Raw genomic sequence first — 20,875 nt, 5'->3', positions numbered from 1 at the left:
TTTATCTACCCGTGAATAAATCGTTAGCTCTTTTCTGAAACGAGTCAGCTATTTTATCTAAACCATACTGAAAAGATTTATCCATTACAATATTTAAAAATTTATTTTCAATCTCAAAATCAATATCAAAGGATATTTCAGTAGAGCTATCTTTTTCAAGAAAAACCCATTTATTATCCAAATGTTTGAGGGGTCCTTCGATATTGGTTACTAAGATAGTGTCTGTATCTTTATTAAATCTGACATCACTTTTATAGGTTGCCTCAAAAGGACCCTTGCCTATTGTGAGATCAGCAATTATTAAGATTAGATTATTTTCTTCCTTTTTTTCATGAATTTTTGCACCTAAACAATAAGGTATAAACTTTGGGTAACTTTCAATATCTAGAACAAGATCAACTAATTGTTTTTTATTACATTCAATTAATCTCTTAACTGAGGCTTTGGGCATTATACTTTTCTAATCTATTTTTTTGTAATTGAGCAAAGTCTTCATCAGCATGATAAGAAGATCTTGTAAGTGGTGAAGAAGAAACTAATAAAAAACCTTTAGACTTTGCAATATTTTCTAAGTCCTTAAATTCATCTGGATGGTAATATCTCTCAAGTGGATGGTGTTTTGCTGAGGGTTGTAAATATTGCCCAATTGTTAAAAAGTCTACATCTGCAGATCTTAAGTCATCCATTACCTGAATTAATTCATCTTTACTCTCTCCTAAACCAACCATTAGCCCTGATTTAGTAAAAACTTTTTTATTAATTTTTTTTACATTCTTTAAAAGTTCTAATGAACCAAAGTATCTTGCACCTGGTCTAACTTTTAAATAAAGTCTTGGTACTGTTTCAATGTTATGATTGAAAACATCTAAGTCTGCTTCTAAAATTTTTTTATAAACATCCCCTTTTCTTAAAAAATCTGGGGTTAAAACTTCAATTGAAGTTTGAGGGTTTTTTTTTCTTGTGGCTGTAATTACATCAAAGAAATGATTGGAACCTCCATCTTCTAAATCGTCTCTATCAACAGAAGTTATAACAACATGCTTAAGATTAAGTTTGTGAACTGCATTTGAAATTTTGTAAGCCTCAAATGGATCTAAATTTTCAGGCTTTCCTGTTTTAACATCACAGAAAGCACATGCTCTTGTACAGGTGTCTCCCATAATCATAAATGTAGCATGACGCTTACTCCAGCATTCTGTAATATTTGGACAATTTGCTTCCTGACAAACTGTTACTAAATTATTTTGATTAACAATAGTCTTGGTTAAGAAGAATTCTTTGCTATTAGTTAATTTAGACCTTATCCAATCAGGTTTTTTTTTAATTGGATTTACTGGTTTGTTAACTTTTTCTGGATGTCTTGGTTTAATTGTCATTCTTTTTAATTATATAAAGGGTCTCCCCTTCTTTGCCAAACATAAATTTTTCTCTAATTAAGGTTTCAACATAATCTAGGTCTAATTTAGTACTTAATAGAGAATTTTTAAATTCAAGATCTTTGATTTTGTTAGATAAATTAGCCTCTTCAATCTTTAGATTTATTAGAATTTCATTTTTTTTAAAATAAGAAAAAAGGCCTCTTTCACCATCTAAAAGGTTAAAGAAAAAATAAAGTATTAAAAAAGTAGAGATTAATAAAAAATAATTTTTTTTTAATTTACCCAACATCAATGAATTTTACTCATTGATGCTTTTTTTCCAAGCTCTTCTTCTATACGTAATAATTGATTATATTTTGCAACACGTTCGGATCTTGCTAATGATCCAGTTTTGATTTGATCTGAATTTGTACCTACAGCAAAGTCTGCTATAAAAGTGTCTTCACTGTCTCCAGATCTATGAGAAATTATTGTTTTATACCCAATAATTTGTGCAAACTTAATAACTTCAAGTGTTTCAGATACCGTACCAATTTGATTAAGTTTAATTAATATCGAATTTGACGAGTTGTTTAAAAAACCCTTTTTAAGTCTTTCTAAATTAGTTACGTACAAATCATCTCCGACTATTTGCACATTATTAGTATTTTTCATTAATTTACTCCATGCCATCCAATCATTTTCTCCAAATGGATCTTCAATAGATTTAATTTTGTATTTATTTATTATTTTTTTATATTCTTTAATAGATTGATCTACCGAAACAAATTTTTTTGAATGAATAGAATATTTATCTTTTTTAATTAATTCATTTGCTGCAACATCTAAACAAATCGAAACATCTTTACCATTTTTAAAACCAGACTTATTAATTGCAGCAACAACTAAATCCAAAGCTTTTTCATTGCTACTAATCATTGGTGCAAAGCCTCCCTCATCTCCTACAGATGTTGATAAACCCTTTTTTATAATCAGCTTTCTTAAATTATTAATTACAACAAAACATATTCTCATAGCTTCTGAAAAACTCTTGGCTTTATCAGGTCTAATCATGAACTCTTGAATTCTCAATCTGTTATTAGCATGCGCTCCACCATTAATAATATTCATTAATGGGTAAGGTAATCTGTAATTATTTTTTACTAAAAAAGTTTTATATAAAGGGACTCTCTTAATTTTAGCAGAAAGTTTCTTTACAGCCATAGACACAGCTAAAATAGCATTAGCACCTAAACTTGTTTTTTGGCGGGTGCCATCAAGATTAATTAAAATTGTATCTATACGTGTTTGATTATGAATATTTGCACCTATTAATTTTTTTGAAATTTTTGTGTTAACTAAATTGACTGCACCTAAAACACTTTTACCTAAATATTTTTTATTATTGTTGTCTCTTTTTTCAAATGCTTCGTAAGTTCCAGTTGAAGCACCTGATGGACAAATAGCTGATGCACTTAAATTTTTTGAATAAACTTCCGCTTCAATTGTTGGGTTTCCTCGGCTATCAAAAACTTGACGGGCTCTTATCTTTAAAATCTTACTCATTTATTTTTTGATTAGATTATCTATTTCAAATAATTGAGATAGTAATTTTTCTAATTTATCTAATGGAACCATGTTGGGTCCATCGGACGGAGCATTATCTGGGTCTTGATGTGTTTCAATAAAGACACCTGCAACACCAACGGCAACTGCAGCTCTTGCTAAATATTCAACAAACTCTCTTTGACCACCACTAGTCACGCCTAAACCTCCAGGTTGTTGCACTGAATGTGTGGCATCAAAAATAACAGGGTAACCATTTTTTGCCATTATAGGTAGAGATCTCATATCAGAGACAAGGGTATTATAACCAAAGCTTGCTCCTCTTTCTGTGACTAAAATATTATTATTACCTGAGTCTGCAATTTTTTTTGTAACATTAACCATATCCCAAGGTGCAAGGAATTGACCTTTTTTAACATTTATAATTTTTTCAGTTTTGGCTGCAGCAATTAATAAATCTGTTTGCCTACATAAAAATGCAGGAATTTGTAATACATCAACATGAGGAGCTACCACTGCACATTGTTCAGCATTATGAATGTCAGTTAATATTGGAACATCTAGTTCTTTTTTTATCTTATCAAAAATAGGTAAAGCTTGCTCAAGACCCATACCTCTTTGGCCTTTTAAACTTGTTCTATTAGCTTTATCGAAAGATGTTTTATAAACAAAACCCATATTAAACTTAGAGGTAATTTCTTTAATCTTACCTGCCATATCCATGGCATGTTGTTCGGTCTCAAGTTGGCATGGGCCAGCAATAATAAAAATTTTATTATTATTTGAAATTTCTATATTTCCACAATTGACTTTTATATTTTTCATTTATGATTTTTAGCAGCTTTGATAAAAGATGAGAATAAAGGATGTGGCGCTAAAGGTCTAGATTTAAATTCTGGATGAAATTGAACGGCTATAAACCATGGGTGGTTTTTTAGCTCAATAATCTCTGGTAATTTTTTATCTGGAGATAATCCTGAAAAGATTAGGCCATTTTTTTCAAATTGATCCTTATAATCAATATTAACTTCGTATCTATGTCTGTGTCTTTCTTGAATTGATTTTGATTTATAGATTTTTCTAATCATTGAATTTTCTTTTAATCTAGCCTCATAGAGACCAAGTCTCATAGTGCCACCAAGATCTTTATCAGTACCTTTAATTAATTTGCCATCCTTATTCCATTCAGAGATTAAACCAATGATTGGTGTTCCTCCAAATCCAAACTCACTTGATGTGGCCTTCTTTATATTTAACTTATTCCTCGCAAACTCAATAATGGCCATTTGCATACCAAAACAAATTCCAAAGAAAGGAATTTTTTTCTCTCTAGCATACTTAATTGCTTCAATTTTTCCCTCTGTTCCTCTTTTGCCAAATCCACCTGGTATCAAAATTCCAGAAACTCCTTTTAATTTTTTTTTAATTTCAGAAATTTTTAAGTTCTCAGAATCTATTCTCACTAAATTAATTTTTGAATTATTATCAATACCACCGTGTGTTAAAGCTTCGTCTAATGATTTATACGCATCTTTAAGTTCAACATATTTTCCAATAATTGCAATATTGATTGATTTTTTTGTATTCAGAACAATTTTTGTAATTTTTTTCCAAGGATTTAAATTAATTTTTTTTTTAGATTTCATCTTAAAATATTTAAGTACCTGTTTATCTAAATTTTCTCTATTGAAGCTAATCGGTGCTTCATAAATTGTTTTAACATCAACAGTTTGAATTACATTTTCAATTCCAACATTACAGAATAAAGATATTTTTTTTCTATGCTCTAGAGGTATGGGCCTTTCAGATCTACAAATAATTATATCTGGCTGTATACCAAGACTTCTTAGTTCCTTTACTGAGTGTTGAGTAGGTTTCGTTTTTATTTCATCTGAAGCTTTAAGGTAAGGAACTAGTGTTAAGTGAATAAATAGAGCATTTTTTTTTCCTACATCATTAGAAAATTGTCTAATAGCCTCAACAAAAGGGAGGCTTTCTATATCACCAACTATTCCACCAATTTCACAAATTACAAAGTCCTCTTTTAATGTGTCACTTTTTATAAAATCTTTAATACGGTCAGTTATATGTGGGATAACTTGAACTGTTTTTCCAAGGTACTCTCCTTTACGTTCTTTTTTTAAAACATCACTGTAAATTTTTCCCGTTGTAATATTATCAGATTTTTTTGCAGATATTCCAGAAAATCTTTCGTAATGACCTAAATCTAAATCTGTTTCTGCACCATCATCTGTTACAAAAACTTCACCATGCTGAAAGGGACTCATCGTTCCTGGGTCAACATTTAAGTAAGGATCTAATTTTCTTAAACGTACATTAAAACCTCTAGATTGTAATAAGTATGCAAGGGAAGCTGAGGAAAGACCTTTTCCTAATGAAGAAACCACACCGCCGGTTACAAAAATAAATCGCGCCATGGTATTATCTTATAGCGATTAATTAATGAATTTAAAAGGATTAATTATTATTTTCAGGAATTGAAGGTGTATCATTAGACTTTTCTTCAATGATATCCAATACAGAAGATGTAGGTGTTAGTTCACCTCTGGAAATTATTGTTAAAGCTAAACTGCAAATTATGAATAAAGTTGCAACTACTGCTGTAGCCTTGCCCATAAAATTACCAGCAGATCTGGAAAGCATAAAATTATCTTGGGAAACACCTATACCAAGTGCTCCACCTTCAGATTTTTGAACTAGTATCAAGAGCACAAGTATTGTTGCTAGTACTAAGTTGACCACTAATAGAATATTTTCCATGAGGGTTAACTATATGTTTTTTTGACTATATCAATAAATTTTTTAGCATTTTGAGATGCTCCACCAATTAAAAAACCATTAATATTATTAATTTCTCTTAGGATTGTTATATTTTGAGGGTTTACAGAACCCCCATATAAAACTTTTGGTAATTTATCTTTAAACTTACTTTTGATAAATTCTACTGTTTCAAAAAGATCTTGAGGTTTCGGTATAAGACCGCTGCCTATAGCCCAAACTGGTTCATAAGCTAAAAAGATTTTTGATTTATCTTTAATATTCATTAAACCAATTTTAATTTGTTTAGATAAAATTGAGTGCGTCTTTTTTTTTCTTTTTTCACTTAAAGTTTCACCAATACAAAAAATAACTTTTAATTTAGCTTCGAGAGCACTTTTTATTTTTAGATTAATTAGTTTGTCACTTTCACCCTGCTCTCTATTTTCTGAATGACCAATAATTACAAAATGTGCACCAATATTTTTTAACATGCGAGAATTAACATGGCCAGTGTGGGCACCGTAATCTTTGCTTTCATGACAATTTTGTCCACCAATACCAATTTGGCAATTATTAAATTTTTTTGAAAAAGAATTTATTAAAGTATTTGGAGGGCAGTAAATTAATCTTCCTCCCTTTATTTCTTTAGATTTTGAAAATTTAATAACTTTATCCAATGTATTTAAGGAAGATAAATTCCCATACATTTTCCAATTAGCTACAAAATACATATATTTATTTGTCATAATGAAAAATTTAATCTATAGCTTGGTATTTTAAAGATCAATAAATTAATAATGCAATGATAAATCCATTAAGAAATTTTACAAAAAAAAAGATAGGTGGCTTAATACTAATTTTTGTTATTATTATAGCTTTTGGCTTTGGTGGATTTGGTGGAGGATTTAACACTGGAAATCAAAATAATATAGCTAAAATAAATAATACTAATATCTCTACTCAAGATTTCATGGATTACCTAAATCAATCTGGCTTAAGTCAGCAAGTAATAAAAGAGAATATTGACAAAAATGTAATAGAAGAACTTTTGTCCTCTTTGGTTTCATCCACTTTACTTAATCTTGAAATAAAAGATTTAAACTTAGTCATATCAGATAAAATAATTGCAGAAACTCTTAAGGAAAATAAAAACTTTTTAGATGAGAGTGGTAACTTTCAAAGAACGCTTTATGAAAAGTTTTTACTAACAAATAGCATGAGTGCAGCTATGTATGAAATGAAATTAAAGAATAACGTTCTACAAAAAGAATTATTTACCTATATAAGTGGTGGAGCAAAATCTCCTAAGTTTTTAACTGATAAGCATTTTATAGAAAAAAATAGAAAATTAGATATTGAATTTATTAAATTAAATAAATTTTATAAAAAAGCTGATGAGTTTACTGATCAAGAAATTAAAATGTTTATTGATGATAACTCAGAAAAATTAAAACAAGATTATATTGATTTTTCATATGTGATATTAACACCAAAAAACTTATTAGGTATTGATGAATTTAATCAAGCTTTTTTTGATGTTATTGATGAAATTGATAATAAGATATCTAAAAACATTGATTTTAAGACAATTACAAATGAATTGGATATCGATGTAATAACAAAAAATGATTATATAAATTTAGAAAATAAAGAAATAATTGAAAATAAAATCTACAATTCTAGAAAAGACGAGATTGAAATACTAGAAGACAACGGAACATTTATCTTTTATCAAATAGATAGTGTTATTCAAAAATTACCAAATTTAAATGATGAAAGATTTGTAAAACAAATAACTAACCTTCTATTTCAAAAAGAAAAATTTGAATTTAATAAAGATATACTAAGTCAATTAGATAAAAATGAATTTAACCAAGCTTCATTTAATAAACTTGGGAGCGGTGAGATTGAAAAAACCCAATTAAACTCAATTAAAGATATTAATAAATTTGAAAATAATTCTGTTAAAATTTTATACACACTACCAATTAACACTTTTACTTTAATTGCTGACAGAGAAGATAACATATTCATAGCTAAGGTTATAAAATTTGAAGATACAAAAATTTCTCAAGATTCAAATATACTTAATGCAATCACTAATGAAGCAAGTGCAGAAAATAGAAACGGAATATTAAAATCATACGATTACCTTTTAAACAATAAATATGAGGTGATAGTTAATGAAAAAACTCTAGATAGGGTAAAAAATTACTTTAAATGATGCTTAATCGAAACTTTAAAGATTTTAAGTTTCAACACTCAAGAAACAAAAATCAAATAATATACACTTCTCAAAAAGTAAAAAATGATCAAGAGGTTTTAAACCTAATTGACAATTTTCTAGTAGAAAAAAATAGTTTTATTTTTGAGTCAGTGGAAAAAGGTAAGATAAGAGGAAGATATACTATCTTTGGCAAAAACCCGGATAAGATTTGGGAATTTAATAATAGAAACTCTTATCTAACTAACAATAATGTTAAAAAAAAAATTAAAGGCGAACCAGAAAAAATTATAGAAAGGATAATAGAAGAATTTAAGTTTAAAACACCCGTAGGTCTGCCACCTATTTGTTCTTTGTTATCAGGATATTTCTCTTATGACTCTATTAGATATGTAGAAAAAATTCCAAACAAATGTATGGATGATTTAAATCTACCTGACGTTAGACTTTTAAGGCCAAGGACATTAATTATTCACGATAACCTTAAAAAAAAGATTTTCTATATTATAAATGTTTACAATGATGAGAAAATTTCAAATTACAAAAGAAAATATTTTGAAATTGAGAATGAAATTAATAACCTATTAATACAGTCTTCTCATATAAAAAGTAATTCCAATGGTAATACTAAAACTAATATCAAAGTAAAATCCAACATATCAAAAAATAAATTTTTAAGAATGGTTAATAGAGCAAAAAAATACATAAAAATTGGAGATATTTTTCAAGTAGTTTTAAGTCAAAGATTTGAAGCTAATTTATCCAAAACACCCGTAGAAATTTATAAAAAACTAAGAATTACTAACCCTTCTCCATTTATGTATTTTTTTAATTTTAAAGATTTTCAAATAATAGGAGCTAGTCCAGAAATTTTAGTCAGATTAAGAGATAACAAAATTACTGTTAGGCCAATTGCTGGAACTAGACCTAGAGGTAAAAATTTAAAAGAAGATAATTTTTTTGCAAAAGATTTACTTAAAGATAAAAAAGAACTTTCTGAACATTTAATGCTACTCGATTTGGGAAGAAATGATGCTGGTAAAGTTTCTAAAATAGGAACAGTTGCAGTTACGGAAAGTTTTATCATCGAGAAATACTCCCATGTAATGCATATAGTTTCTAATGTTGTGGGTGTTTATAATAAAAAATTTTCAAAATTTCAATCATTGCTAGCTGGATTTCCTGCTGGAACTGTTTCTGGTGCACCTAAAATTAGAGCCATGGAAATTATTGATGAATTAGAGAAAACTAAAAGAAAAGTTTATGCTGGAGGAATAGGTTATTTTTCTGCAAATGGTGAATTTGATACCTGCATCGCTTTAAGAACTGCTGTTGCTAAAAATAAAAAATTCTATGTTCAGGCTGGTGCAGGAATAGTAGCTGATAGTAATCCAATTAAAGAATACGAAGAAACTGTAAATAAAGCAAAAGCTTTAATGAATGCCTTAAAATAATGAAAATTATATTAATAGATAATTATGATAGTTTTACATTTAATTTATATCATTATGTATCATCACTAGGTGTTACAGTTGATGTAATTAGAAATGATGAAATTACTCATCAACAAATAATAAAGAACAAGTATGACAAAATTATTATATCACCAGGACCCGGTAATCCAAATCAATCAGGGAATTGTATTAAAATAGTAAAAGCACTTTATAGAAAAATACCAATTCTAGGTGTGTGTTTAGGTCATCAAATTATTGGTCAAGTTTTTGGTTCTAATATTATTCAAGCAAATAAGTTAATGCATGGGAAAACAAGCACCATAAAATCAAAAAAAATAGGTATACTTAAAAATCTTCCTGCTAAATTTGAAGCTACAAGATATCACAGCCTTATAATTAATAAAAAAACGTTATCTGATCAGCTTGAAATTACTGCAGAAACAAAAGATGGAATTATCATGGGTATAATGCATAAAAAATATAATATCCACGGTGTTCAATTTCATCCTGAAAGTATAAAAACTCTCATTGGAATTAAAATATTAAAAAATTTTATTAACTATAAAAATAAATGAAAATTTTCTTAGATAAATTAAAAAATAAACAAGACTTATCGTTTAATGAAAGCAAAAATGCTTTTGAGATACTAATGGATGGTAAAGCATCAGATGATGAGATATTTGATTTTTTAACTCTACTTTCATCTAAAGGTGAGATCTCAGATGAAATTGCTGGAGGGGTTTATGTTTTAAGAAATAAATCTAAAAGAGTTAACGTTAAAGATTGTATTGATACATGTGGAACGGGCGGAGACGGCATGAACACACTTAATATCTCCACTGCTTCAGCACTACTACTATCTAGTATGGGTATTAAGGTTGCAAAACATGGCAATAAAGCTGTTTCCTCTAAATGTGGTTCTGGAGACGTTTTAGAAGCTTTGAACATAAGAATAGATTTAGAGCCAAAAGATATTGAGGAACAAATTGAAAAAAATAACTTTGGTTTTATGTTTGCACCTAACTATCACAGCGCAATGAGATTTGTTGGTCCAACTAGAAAAAAAATAGGTAAAAGAACAATTTTTAATATGATTGGTCCTTTAAGTAGCCCTGCCCTAGTGGACAGACAAGTAGTTGGTGTTTTTGATAAAAAGCTATTAAAAATTTTTGCTAATGCTTTAAGTAATTTAAATATTAAATTTGCCTGGATTGTAAATAGTGAAGATGGATTGGATGAAATATCACCCTATTCAAAAACTAATGTTGTTCAATTAAAAAATGGTGAGATTTCTGAAATATTAATTGACCCTATAAAACTAAATGTAGGTGCAAATAAATTTGAAGATTTACTTGGTGATGATGCAAAATTTAATGCGAATAAAATTCTGGATATATTCAAAGGTGAGGATAACGATTTTTCAAAAGCTGTTTGTTTAAATGCAGCAGCAGGCCTTATTGTTTCAGAAAAACATACAATCTTTATTGATGCTTATAATGAAGCTAGAACACATATTTTATCAGGAAAAACATACAATGACTTAAAGGAAATTCAAAATGTCTAAAGACGTACTAGATGAAATTATAAAAAAAAAAATTGAGAAAATTGATTTATTAAAAAAATCAATTTCAATAAATGCTTTAAATGAACAAATAGATCAAAATAAAACATTTATTAACTTTAAAGATAAAATTCAAAACAACATTGATAATAATAGAATCTCTTTAATTGCAGAAATAAAAAAAGCAAGTCCTTCTGCTGGTATTATAATTGATGATTATAATCCTATAGAAATAGCAAAAATCTATAATAACAATAAAGCAACATGTTTATCGATTCTTACTGAGGAAGATTTCTTTTTGGGCGACCTAAGTGACATTAGTAAAGTAAAAGAAAAAATAAACTTACCTGTTCTTTGTAAAGATTTTTTTATTGATAAGTTTCAAGTACCTCTTGCAAAAAGTTATGGTGCTGATGCAATATTAATTATATTGGCTGGTGTCTCTGATGACCTTGCTAATGAATTATATGAAGAAGCTATGAGACTTAATATGTCAATAATTGTTGAGGTACATACAATTGAGGAAGCCAAGAAAGCTCTTAACTTTAAAGAAGCATTAATTGGAATAAATAATAGAAATCTTAAAACTTTAAAAACAGACCTCAATACAACTTATGATATCTATAACGTTTTAAATAATCACTCCTCTCCTTTAATTTCTGAAAGTGGGATTAAAACAAAGGAAGAACTTCTTTCTTTAGAGAACAAAACAGAAATAAAAACTTTTTTAATTGGTGAATCACTTTTAAAAAATTTAAATAAAAATTCAATTTTTTCGGTTCTCTAGTCAAATAAACCTCTATTTTAAACAGTTTTTAGCTATTGCTGAATTAGAAGAACACTTGTAGAACAGATTTTGTACTTTATTTGTTCTTATGCTAACTAAAAAACAAAAAAACCTGCTTTTATACATCAACAAAAAGTTGAGAGCCTCTGGTGTATCTCCTTCATATGAAGAAATGAAAGAGTCATTAAATTTAAAGTCTAAATCTGGAATACACAGATTAATAAGTGCCTTAGAAGAAAGAGGTTTTATTAGAAGATTGGCCCATAAAGCAAGAGCTTTAGAGGTTATAAAGCTTCCTGAAACAGCTTCAGCTAATGATATTTACAACAGCTTTTCACCTAGTGTTATCAAAGGTGGTCTTGATGTAGAAAATACTAACTTAAATGAAATGGAAATACCTGTGCTAGGTAGTATAGCTGCAGGAACACCTGTGGAGGCTATACAAAATGAAGTTTCCCGAATACCTCTTCCAAGCAATCTTGAAAAAAATGGTCAATATTTTGGTTTAAAAGTTCAAGGTGACTCAATGATTGAAGCTGGTATTAATGAAGGTGATACAGTTATCATAAAAAGATCTGACACTGCAGATAATGGTAAAATTGTTGTAGCTTTAATAGATGAGCATGAAGCTATGTTGAAAAGGATTAGAAGAAAAGGAAAAACTGTAGCACTAGAAAGTGCCAATAGAAACTATGAAACCAAAATATTTGGTCCAGATAGGGTAAAAGTTCAAGGTGTTCTTGTATCTTTATATAGAAACTTCTAAGAAAATAGTCTAAAAATTATTGATGCCAAAAGTAGCAACAAGATTTGCTCCCTCACCTACTGGAGCTTTACATATTGGTGGTGTAAGAACTGCTTTATTCAATTGGCTATATTCAAAAAATCAAAAAGGAACTTTTCATCTTAGAATTGAAGATACCGATAAAGAAAGATCTAAAGATGAGCACAAAATCCAAATTATTAAGTCTTTAAAGTGGATTGGTATTGAACATGATGGTGATGAATACATTCAATCAACCAAAATTGATGATCATATAAATGTAGCAAATGAATTGCTTAAAAATGGACATGCTTATAAATGTTATTGTTCAACAGAGGAAATAGAAGAGCAAAAAAAAAGAGCAAGACAAAAAAAATTTCCATATGTTTATAATAGAAAATGGAGAGATCTACCAGAATCTGATGCTCCTAAAGATATCAAACCAGTAATTAGATTTAAAAGCAAAATTGAAGGAACTTCAGTACTAAAAGATTTAGTGCAAGGAGATGTTGAAATTGAAAATATTACTATTGAAGATTTCATTATTTTAAGAAATGATGGAACACCAACATACAATCTTTCAGCAACTGTAGATGATCATCAAATGAACATGACTCATATAATTAGAGGTGACGATCATAAAATTAATACATTCAAACAGATGCAAATATATTTGGCTATGAAATGGCAAGTTCCTTTTTTTGCTCACATCCCATTGATACATACTATTGAAGGTAAAAAACTATCTAAGAGAGACAATGCATCTACGTTAGATGATTATTCTAAGATAGGAATAATGCCTGATGCTTTAAGAAATTACCTATTAAGGTTAGGCTGGTCGTATCAAGATAAAGAAATATTTACACTAGAGGAAAGCATTCAGCACTTTAATTTAGAAGGAATTGGTAAATCTCCATCAAAACTAGATATGAGTAGGATTTTATCAATGAATGAATACTATATAAAAAATATAGATGAAAAGGATTTATTTGATCAATTTGTCAAATATTGTAAGTTATATAAAAGTGAAATTAAGTCAGATAAAAAAGATAAAATTAAAAAATCACTGACTTTTTTAAAAAATAAAGCAAAAACTTTGCAAGATATATTTAACAATGGAAAATACATCATTGTCAATCAGGTATCGTTTAATCAAGAAGATTTAAAATTAATTGACACTAAGGCAAAAAAAGTTATTTCAGACTTTAACAATCAATTTAGTAAAATAGACAAACTAAGCAAAGAAACGTTAGAACCTATCATAAATAAGCTCATTAAATCAAATGATACAAATTTTAAAGGTGTCGGACAACCACTCAGAGTAGCTTTAACGGGCTCAAAATTCGGACCGGGTGTCTATGATATAATTATATCTCTAGATAAAGAGGAAGTAATAAGGAGATTAGCTAATAAGAAACTTATTTAATATTAAAGAAGCTTCGTCAGAGGATGAAGATTTTGACCTAATTTGATTTAAAGTTTTTTCATAATTATTAACTTGTTGTTTCATTATTTCAGGATTTTTTAGAAAATAAACAACTGAATTGTAAATTTCTTTTGCATTACATTCTTTTTGAATCAATTCAGGAATTATTTCTTTATTATTAATTATATTAATAATATTTGCAAACTTAATCTTTATTAACAATTTAACTATTACATAATTCAAAAAATTCATTTTATAAATTATTATAGATGGGACTTTAGCTTTGCAAATTTCGAGTGAAACAGTTCCAGATTTTGAAACAGCAAAAATAGATTTATCTAACACTTGATTTTTTATATTTTCATCAGAAATAACCTCTGTATTTTGTAAATTTGATGTTTTAAGTTTCTCAGTAATTAAATCTTTGTTTTCATCCGTAGCATGAAAGATAAAAAGATAATTATCAAATTTTTGATTCATCAAATAAATAAAGTTAACTAAAATAGGCAAAAGTAATTTTATTTCGGATGATCTACTACCTGAAAAAAGTGAAATAATTTCTTTATTATTTGGTATGATATTTGTTAAGTCTATTTTAGTTTTTGTTTCTTGCTCTAATAAAGGATGGCCAACAAATGTATTGGGTATCCCCTCTTTATCAAAATATTTTTTTTCAAAATAAAATAAGAGTAAAACATGATCTAAAAATTTTTTAAACTTTTTAACCCTACCTTCTCGCCAAACCCAAACTTGTGGGGCAACATAATGAACAGTTTTGATTTTTTTATTTAATTTTTTTACTTTTTCAGCAACTCTTAATGTAAAGTCAGGACTATCAACACTAAACAAGATATCTGGATTAAATTTTATTATTTCATCAACGGTAAAATTTATTTTATTTTTTATCTTAAAAATATTTAACAAAACGCTCGTAAAACCTAAATAGGTTATTTCTTTAAGATCAAAAATTGATTTTATACCTAATTTACTTAAATGGGCTCCTCCAACGCATGAATATTCAATATCTGGATTATTATTTTTAAGTTTAGAAATTACTTTTGATGCAAGTTTATCTCCAGAAGGTTCACCAGTTATAATGAATATTTTTTTCATTTTACGCTAATAAACATTTTGTTTTCATTTGCAAACTTAATACACTTGTTAATATCTAAAACAATATTCTGTTTGCTTTTTAAAACAATACCTTTGAGTCCAGCTATTTTACTTTTTTTTAAAGTTCTTAATCCAATAGTTGGTAAATCAATTCTAAGATCCTGCTCTTTTTTAGGAAATTTAACAAGTACCCCATGATTTCTGAATTTTTTACTTTTGCAATTTTTAAGCATTTTTTCAGTTCCATCTTTTCCCTCTATTGAAACAATTTTTTTATTTCTCACTACAGCACCCTGACTAAAGTTATATTGATCAAGATTATTTAAAACTTTTATAGCCTTTTGAATGTCCAGCTTATCTTGTTTGTTTGGTTTTACTTTTGAGTAGTTTCCTTTCTTAAGGGCAAGTTCTGAATTAAATTTTAACGAATTTTCTGTCTTAATTTTATTTTGAGATAGAATTTTTATAATTTCTTTAAGTATAGCTGCGTCTCCAAGTTTTAATGCTTTTATTAATCTTGGAATATAATAAATTCCTTTAATATCTAGTTTTAACTTAGAAAAATTAGGTTTTTTAACTTTTCCAGCAAATAGTACTTTTTTACAATTATTCTTTTTTAAAATTTTAATTATTTTTCCAAATTGTCCAATAGAAACTGAATAAGATCTTTTATCTTTTTTAAATTTTTTTGATTTTGATAAATCTATTATCAAGTACTTTAAATTTTCTTTTTTAATTTTTTTTAGAATTTCCTTTGGAAAGTCTGTATCACCAAAAATTAAGCCTATCATCTTATGAAAATGGTGTACAAATAGATCTTTTTTTATCTTTTGTAATAAATTTAATTACATCTTTAACTAGTGGGTTATCATGAAAAGCACCATTTAATTTACTTAAATTTTTTGTTAAATTTGTGGTAGCAAAAATCTCTTTATAAGCTTCACCCAGCCCTAAAATTACCTTATTGTCAAACTTAGCCCTTCTTAGTCCTATTAAGTTTAATCCCTGCAAAGAATTTCTGTTACCAGTAGAAAGAGCATAGGGAATCACATCGTGCAAAACTCCTGTCATTCCACCAATCATTGCTCCTTTTCCAATTCTAGTAAATTGTTGCACAGCAGAATTTCCACCTATAATCACATTTTCACCAATTTTTGCGTGACCTGCAATAGCAACATTATTTGCAATAACTACGTTGTTTTCAACTATACAATCGTGCGCTATATGGCTGGATACCATTAAAAGGCAATTATTCCCTATTTTAGTTTCACTCTCACCACCTACTGTACCAGGATTTATAGATACATATTCCCTAATAGAGTTTCGATCACCAATAATTAATTTGGTTTCCTCACCTTTATACTTTAAGTCTTGAGGGTCGTTACCTATAGACGCAAAAGGATAAATCTTGTTTCTCTTACCGATTTTGGTGTGTCCTGAGATACTCACATGAGATTGAATAATTGTATTTTCATCAATCTCAACATTCGGACCTATTACAGAATAGGCTCCTATAACTACATTTGAAGAAATTCTAGCTTTTGGATCTATTATTGCTGTTTTATCTATCATTTATTATCTTTAATAAAATTTTTTAAACCTTTGGCAGGATAACCCATTACTTTAGAATTATCTGGAATATTTTTAATAACACCAGACCCTCCACCTATATGCACATTGTTACCAACTTTTAAGTGACCTGATATTCCTGCTTGTCCACCAATCATTACATTATTACCTAATGTGGAACTACCAGCAAATCCAACCTGACCAGCAATGATGCAATTTTCACCAATCTTATTATTATGAGCTATATGAACTTGGTTATCTAAAAAAGTATTTTTTCCAATAATGGTATTGGATAAAGAACCTCTATCAATTGTAGAGCCACACCCTATTTCACAGTTATCCTCAATTATTACCATTCCTACATGGGGATATCTAATATTTTCGTTATTGTAAGGAAAAAATCCAAAACCTTTTTTTCCAACTACACATCCATCTAAAACAGAAACATTATTTTTAATTAAAGTATTTCTGATGATAACATTAGATCCTATTGAACAATTATCACCAATAATAACATCACTTTCAATTATTGAATTATGACCTATTAAACAGTTATTACCAATTTTAACGTTTTCTCCAAGTAAAACATTTTTGCCATGCTTCACAGTTTTGTTAAAAAGAGTTTTTTCAATATTTATAACCTTGGAGTCAAAATCATCTGTAACAGAATCAGGATAAAGAATCTTAGTAATCATTGCAGTAGATATTAGGACATTGTCAACCTCGATAACTTTGCAACTATTTGGTAATATTTTGGATAATTGCTTTGTTGTTATACAATAAGCAGCTTTGGTGTTTGAAGCAACAGTTTCATATTTTTTTGAATGAAAAAAAGTAATATCTTTATTTGATGCGGTAATAAGATCTTTAATATCAAAAATTTTTGTTTCTACATAATTAAATTTGTTATTGATATTCGCAGATTTTAAAATTACATCAATTTTAAAAGGCCCTTTATTTTTAAAAAATGGATTAATCATTGACAAGTTTAATATCAAAATTATGAATGTTTACTTATCAAAAATTATTACTAATTATTTTCTATCAACAATAGTGGCTGACCATATTGCATCAGCCATTTTTTTACCTTCTACAAAGGCTTCTCCCTTATATTTCCATACCCTACCATGAGATCTTATTGCTTCAATATTGAGTTCTAATTTACAATCAGGAATAACGGGGCTTCTAAATCTTGCTTTTTCAACACCCATAAGAAACACAAGCTTATTATCGTATGTTTCCTTATCAATGCCATGTGCTGTCAATGCGGCGGCAGTTTGTCCAAATGCCTCAACAATTAGTACACCTGGCATTACAGGGTTTCCTGGAAAATGACCCTTAACAAAAAAACTTTCTTTTGTGACATTAACAACACCTGTTGCAGAAAATAATTTCTTAATATTTTTTAGCTCACTAATTAATAACATAGGCTCTCTGTGAGGTAATAATTTTATTATATCATCTTTGTTAAGAGAGTTTTTCATAAATGTTTTATATAATTAATTCTAGTTAATCTTAATTGTTTTTATTTTTTGGTTAAAAATCTCAAGTATTTCATTGGTTATATCAAGTTCAGTTCTTCCAATGAGGATATTTTTCTTTGGTAGTATTATGTCTATATTTTTATCAGTAGAATAGTTGGCTAATATTGGCGTCAGTTTATTTAACAAAACGGCTCTAGCATTGAATAATTTTTGATTTGAATCCTTTACTATTTTATTCCTTAAATCATTATAATTTTTTATTTCATTTCTTAAAACTAAAATTTTTTTTTTAAATTCTTCATTCGATAAAACATTTTTTTGAGATATTATTTTTTCTTCTTTAATTTTAAATTCATTTTCAGATTTTTTAAATTTTTCTATTTCTTTTTTTTTAATTTTGTTCAATTGATTAGTTATTGAAGTACCAGCTGTTGATTTATTTATGATAATATTTAAGTCAACAAAAGCTGTAGAGGTTGCTCCATAAGAATAAGTATTAAATAAGAGAAAAAACAGTATAAGTTTGTATGATAAACTAAATTGCATTAAAATGTCGTTCCAATATTAAACCTAAAAGATTCAGTTTTATCAGAACTTTTTTTAGTTACAGGTTGTGCTAAAGAAAAGTTCATTGGTCCAATTGGTGTCAAAACATCCATTGCTAAACCAAAGGAAGATCTTATTTTATTGGAATCATCTATGGTGTCACTATAGTCCACACCCCAAACATTTGCTGCATCAAAAAATAAATTAAAATCAATTTTTTCTAGTGATGGTAAAATTTGTGGTAAGGTTGAAGAAAAATTTAGACCGGAGACATAGTTCCCACCAACATAATCACCATTATCTAAAGGGCCAATTTTACCTTTTTCAAAACCTCTTAGTTTAGACCCTGATGCGTATAATCTTTTTGAGAGTCTCGTATCATTACCAGAAAGTGCATTAACAGTTTTTCCATAGAAATTAATTTTACCAACCATATCATCAAATAGGGGTGTGTATTTAGTTACATCAAAACCATTAATAACCTCATAATTATCGGAAATTAAAGGTATATCTTGAAAAAAAGAAATTCTATGGCCTTCTTTAGGTTGATAAGCTCTATCTCTATCATCGTATGTTAATGAGTAAGCAAAGTTTGCGTCAAAATAGTCTCCTTCCTGTTTTTTGATGGCAGCAGAAGCTAAGCTAGTTGTTTCAAGCGATTCAAAGTTAGTTTTTATTAATGGTGAAAAAAATAGATCCTCATATTGTTCATAACTTGTGCCTAGTGAAAAACCTATATTGTTAGTTTTATAACCGTTATCTATCAATCTATCAGTTGTGGTATTTTCAAAAGAAGTAATTAAGTCATTATCGCTATTATTAAAATTTGGCCTCATGTATGAAAATTTTCCCTTAATAGTATCCTCACTTACAGATAGGCTAGTATCCAAACTAATACCCTTTCCTAAAAAATTATTTTCTTTAATTCCACCACCAATACTTCCACCATCTGTACCTAATCCAGCACCCAAAGAAATTTCACCGGTTGGCTTTTCCTCCACGTTAATGTTGATAACCTTTAAGCTTTCATTTGATCCACTTAATAACTCATTTTCGACTTTTGAAAAAATATTCCTACTTTTGATTTGATTTATAGATTTATTAAATAAAAGCTCATTATACGGGTCACCCTCATCAACTATAAGAGAATTTCTTATTGTTTCTTCTAAGGTAATATGATTTCCACTTATATTAATTTTTTCTACGTAAAACTTTTCAGTTTCATCAAGTGTAAAAATAAAATCTAATTGTTCTTCATCATTAATACTCTCTGTTAATGAGGCACTAATAAATTCATATTTTTTTGAAAGTGCAATTTTATCAATTTCATCAAGTATTTTTTCAATAATTTCTAATGAGTAAAGCCTACCTACTTGTTTAGATAAAACTTTATTTATAGAAGTAAAATGTTTTTCTTCAAAATCAATAGGGAGTTTTAGCTTAAGACTATTAAAAATATATTTTTTTCCAGCATTAATATTAAATATTAAGTTAAATGAATTATCTTCTAAAGATTCCACAAAAGAATTTTCAATTTTAGCTAAATAATAACCTTCATTCTTATAATAATTAAGTAATAGTCTTTCATCAAGATTGATTCTGCTTTCATCTAGATATTTTTTATTTGAAAGCAACTTCCAAAACTTAGATTCTTCAGAAACAATTATATTTTTAAGCTTTTTTTCTTTAATCTTTTTATCACCAACAAAAGAAATGTTTTTAATTTTAGCTTTTTCTCCTAGGTCTATATTGTATATTATTTGTATTGAGTTTTGTTCCACATTAGGAATTAATGAAGTATCAATTTTAGAAAAATAATAACCATTTTTTTTAATTATATTTTTTATAAAATTTAAGTCTTTTTGAAAAAGTCTCTCTTGATATGAGTTTCTACTTTTTAATACCATAAAATCATATAATTTTTCTGTGAATTTTTTATTTTTAATACCTTCAATTCTAAGATTTTCAATTATTGGATTTTCGACAACCACTATGTATAAAGTATTATTTTCTAAATCTAATTTTACTGATTTAAAAAAATTGGTTTGATATAATTCTTTAAGATTTGAGTTTAGGGTTGCTGAGTCATAATCTTTATTGAGTTGTATTTTGCTAAATAAAATAATGGCTTCTTTGGTAAGCCTTTTATTTCCATTAACTTCAATTTTATTAACTATCTCAGCCAAACTTGTGGTCAATGAAATAGCAAAAATAACGATTGTTAATAAAAATTTTTTAAACAT

General features: G+C 27.8%; 22 protein-coding genes. 7 read left to right on the top strand and 15 right to left on the bottom strand.

The window, feature by feature from the left end; all coding sequences use genetic code 11:
* Position 1: 1 nt before the first annotated feature.
* From ABXT55_RS02965 to ABXT55_RS02930, 8 genes are read right to left on the bottom strand one after another with little or no spacing between them, the layout of a single operon-like run.
* Positions 2-451: a type II toxin-antitoxin system RatA family toxin gene (locus ABXT55_RS02965; protein ID WP_415285270.1), complete on the bottom strand. Its 450-nt coding sequence runs from the start codon at positions 449-451 to the stop codon at positions 2-4.
* Entirely contained in the window at positions 432-1,376 is a 945-nt protein-coding gene (gene lipA / locus ABXT55_RS02960) for a lipoyl synthase (protein WP_415285268.1), read from the bottom strand. Before lipA ends, ABXT55_RS02965 begins: the two co-directional genes overlap by 20 nt.
* Complete coding sequence (locus ABXT55_RS02955; protein WP_415285267.1) at positions 1,366-1,668, bottom strand: FtsB family cell division protein; 303 nt, start codon at positions 1,666-1,668, stop codon at positions 1,366-1,368. The genes lipA and ABXT55_RS02955 overlap by 11 nt, the downstream gene beginning before the upstream one ends.
* On the bottom strand, positions 1,668-2,924 hold the full coding sequence (gene eno / locus ABXT55_RS02950) for a phosphopyruvate hydratase (RefSeq protein WP_415285266.1): 1,257 nt from the start codon (positions 2,922-2,924) through the stop codon (positions 1,668-1,670). Before eno ends, ABXT55_RS02955 begins: the two co-directional genes overlap by 1 nt.
* Complete coding sequence (gene kdsA / locus ABXT55_RS02945; protein ID WP_415285265.1) at positions 2,925-3,749, bottom strand: 3-deoxy-8-phosphooctulonate synthase; 825 nt, start codon at positions 3,747-3,749, stop codon at positions 2,925-2,927.
* Positions 3,746-5,362 carry a CTP synthase gene (locus ABXT55_RS02940; protein ID WP_415285264.1) on the bottom strand — a complete coding sequence of 539 codons (1,617 nt, stop codon included), beginning with the start codon at positions 5,360-5,362 and terminating at the stop codon, positions 3,746-3,748. Before ABXT55_RS02940 ends, kdsA begins: the two co-directional genes overlap by 4 nt.
* 40 nt (positions 5,363-5,402) lie before the next feature.
* Positions 5,403-5,705: a preprotein translocase subunit SecG gene (gene secG, locus ABXT55_RS02935; RefSeq protein ID WP_271482703.1), complete on the bottom strand. Its 303-nt coding sequence runs from the start codon at positions 5,703-5,705 to the stop codon at positions 5,403-5,405.
* 5 nt (positions 5,706-5,710) lie between these two features.
* Positions 5,711-6,451, bottom strand: a complete 741-nt coding sequence (locus ABXT55_RS02930) for a triose-phosphate isomerase (RefSeq protein ID WP_415285263.1) — start codon at positions 6,449-6,451, stop codon at positions 5,711-5,713.
* 56 nt (positions 6,452-6,507) lie between these two features.
* Between ABXT55_RS02930 and ABXT55_RS02925 the strand changes: the two genes are divergently transcribed.
* From ABXT55_RS02925 to gltX, 7 genes are all read left to right on the top strand, one after another.
* The gene (locus tag ABXT55_RS02925) at positions 6,508-7,929 is read left to right on the top strand and encodes a SurA N-terminal domain-containing protein (protein ID WP_415285262.1); all 1,422 of its coding nucleotides are present in this window, start codon (positions 6,508-6,510) and stop codon (positions 7,927-7,929) included.
* Positions 7,929-9,383: an anthranilate synthase component I gene (gene trpE, locus ABXT55_RS02920; RefSeq protein WP_415285448.1), complete on the top strand. Its 1,455-nt coding sequence runs from the start codon at positions 7,929-7,931 to the stop codon at positions 9,381-9,383. The genes ABXT55_RS02925 and trpE overlap by 1 nt, the downstream gene beginning before the upstream one ends.
* Positions 9,383-9,958: an anthranilate synthase component II gene (locus tag ABXT55_RS02915; protein ID WP_415285261.1), complete on the top strand. Its 576-nt coding sequence runs from the start codon at positions 9,383-9,385 to the stop codon at positions 9,956-9,958. Before trpE ends, ABXT55_RS02915 begins: the two co-directional genes overlap by 1 nt.
* Positions 9,955-10,947, top strand: a complete 993-nt coding sequence (gene trpD / locus ABXT55_RS02910) for an anthranilate phosphoribosyltransferase (protein WP_415285259.1) — start codon at positions 9,955-9,957, stop codon at positions 10,945-10,947. The genes ABXT55_RS02915 and trpD overlap by 4 nt, the downstream gene beginning before the upstream one ends.
* Complete coding sequence (locus tag ABXT55_RS02905; RefSeq protein ID WP_415285258.1) at positions 10,940-11,731, top strand: indole-3-glycerol phosphate synthase TrpC; 792 nt, start codon at positions 10,940-10,942, stop codon at positions 11,729-11,731. Before trpD ends, ABXT55_RS02905 begins: the two co-directional genes overlap by 8 nt.
* An 88-nt stretch (positions 11,732-11,819) precedes the next feature.
* Positions 11,820-12,497: a transcriptional repressor LexA gene (lexA, locus tag ABXT55_RS02900; protein ID WP_415285257.1), complete on the top strand. Its 678-nt coding sequence runs from the start codon at positions 11,820-11,822 to the stop codon at positions 12,495-12,497.
* Positions 12,498-12,519: 22 nt separating this feature from the next.
* On the top strand, positions 12,520-13,920 hold the full coding sequence (gene gltX / locus ABXT55_RS02895; protein ID WP_415285256.1) for a glutamate--tRNA ligase: 1,401 nt from the start codon (positions 12,520-12,522) through the stop codon (positions 13,918-13,920).
* On the opposite strand, the gene lpxB is transcribed toward gltX, so the two are convergent.
* Genes lpxB through bamA form a run of 7 tightly spaced genes read right to left on the bottom strand, consistent with a single transcriptional unit; the run spans position 13,897 to position 20,875 of the window.
* On the bottom strand, positions 13,897-15,033 hold the full coding sequence (gene lpxB / locus ABXT55_RS02890; protein WP_415285254.1) for a lipid-A-disaccharide synthase: 1,137 nt from the start codon (positions 15,031-15,033) through the stop codon (positions 13,897-13,899). The genes gltX and lpxB overlap by 24 nt on opposite strands.
* Entirely contained in the window at positions 15,030-15,824 is a 795-nt protein-coding gene (locus ABXT55_RS02885; protein ID WP_415285253.1) for an LpxI family protein, read from the bottom strand. The genes lpxB and ABXT55_RS02885 overlap by 4 nt, the downstream gene beginning before the upstream one ends.
* 1 nt (position 15,825) lies before the next feature.
* A complete protein-coding gene (gene lpxA, locus ABXT55_RS02880) occupies positions 15,826-16,605 on the bottom strand; it encodes an acyl-ACP--UDP-N-acetylglucosamine O-acyltransferase (RefSeq protein WP_415285252.1) in 780 nt (259 codons plus the stop codon).
* Positions 16,602-17,582: a UDP-3-O-(3-hydroxymyristoyl)glucosamine N-acyltransferase gene (lpxD, locus tag ABXT55_RS02875; protein WP_415285251.1), complete on the bottom strand. Its 981-nt coding sequence runs from the start codon at positions 17,580-17,582 to the stop codon at positions 16,602-16,604. The genes lpxA and lpxD overlap by 4 nt, the downstream gene beginning before the upstream one ends.
* Before the next feature lie 54 nt (positions 17,583-17,636).
* Positions 17,637-18,086, bottom strand: a complete 450-nt coding sequence (fabZ, locus tag ABXT55_RS02870) for a 3-hydroxyacyl-ACP dehydratase FabZ (RefSeq protein WP_415285249.1) — start codon at positions 18,084-18,086, stop codon at positions 17,637-17,639.
* A 21-nt stretch (positions 18,087-18,107) separates the two neighbouring features.
* Positions 18,108-18,632, bottom strand: coding sequence for an OmpH family outer membrane protein (locus tag ABXT55_RS02865; RefSeq protein ID WP_415285248.1), 525 nt, complete (start codon positions 18,630-18,632; stop codon positions 18,108-18,110).
* Positions 18,632-20,875, bottom strand: a complete 2,244-nt coding sequence (gene bamA, locus ABXT55_RS02860; protein ID WP_415285247.1) for an outer membrane protein assembly factor BamA — start codon at positions 20,873-20,875, stop codon at positions 18,632-18,634. The genes ABXT55_RS02865 and bamA overlap by 1 nt, the downstream gene beginning before the upstream one ends.

It is taken from the genome of Candidatus Pelagibacter sp. Uisw_130, assembly GCF_047722505.1.
GTDB lineage: Bacteria > Pseudomonadota > Alphaproteobacteria > Pelagibacterales > Pelagibacteraceae > Pelagibacter.
The sequence above is the reverse complement of the archived record's forward strand: the minus strand, read 5'-3'. Positions and strand labels throughout refer to the sequence as shown.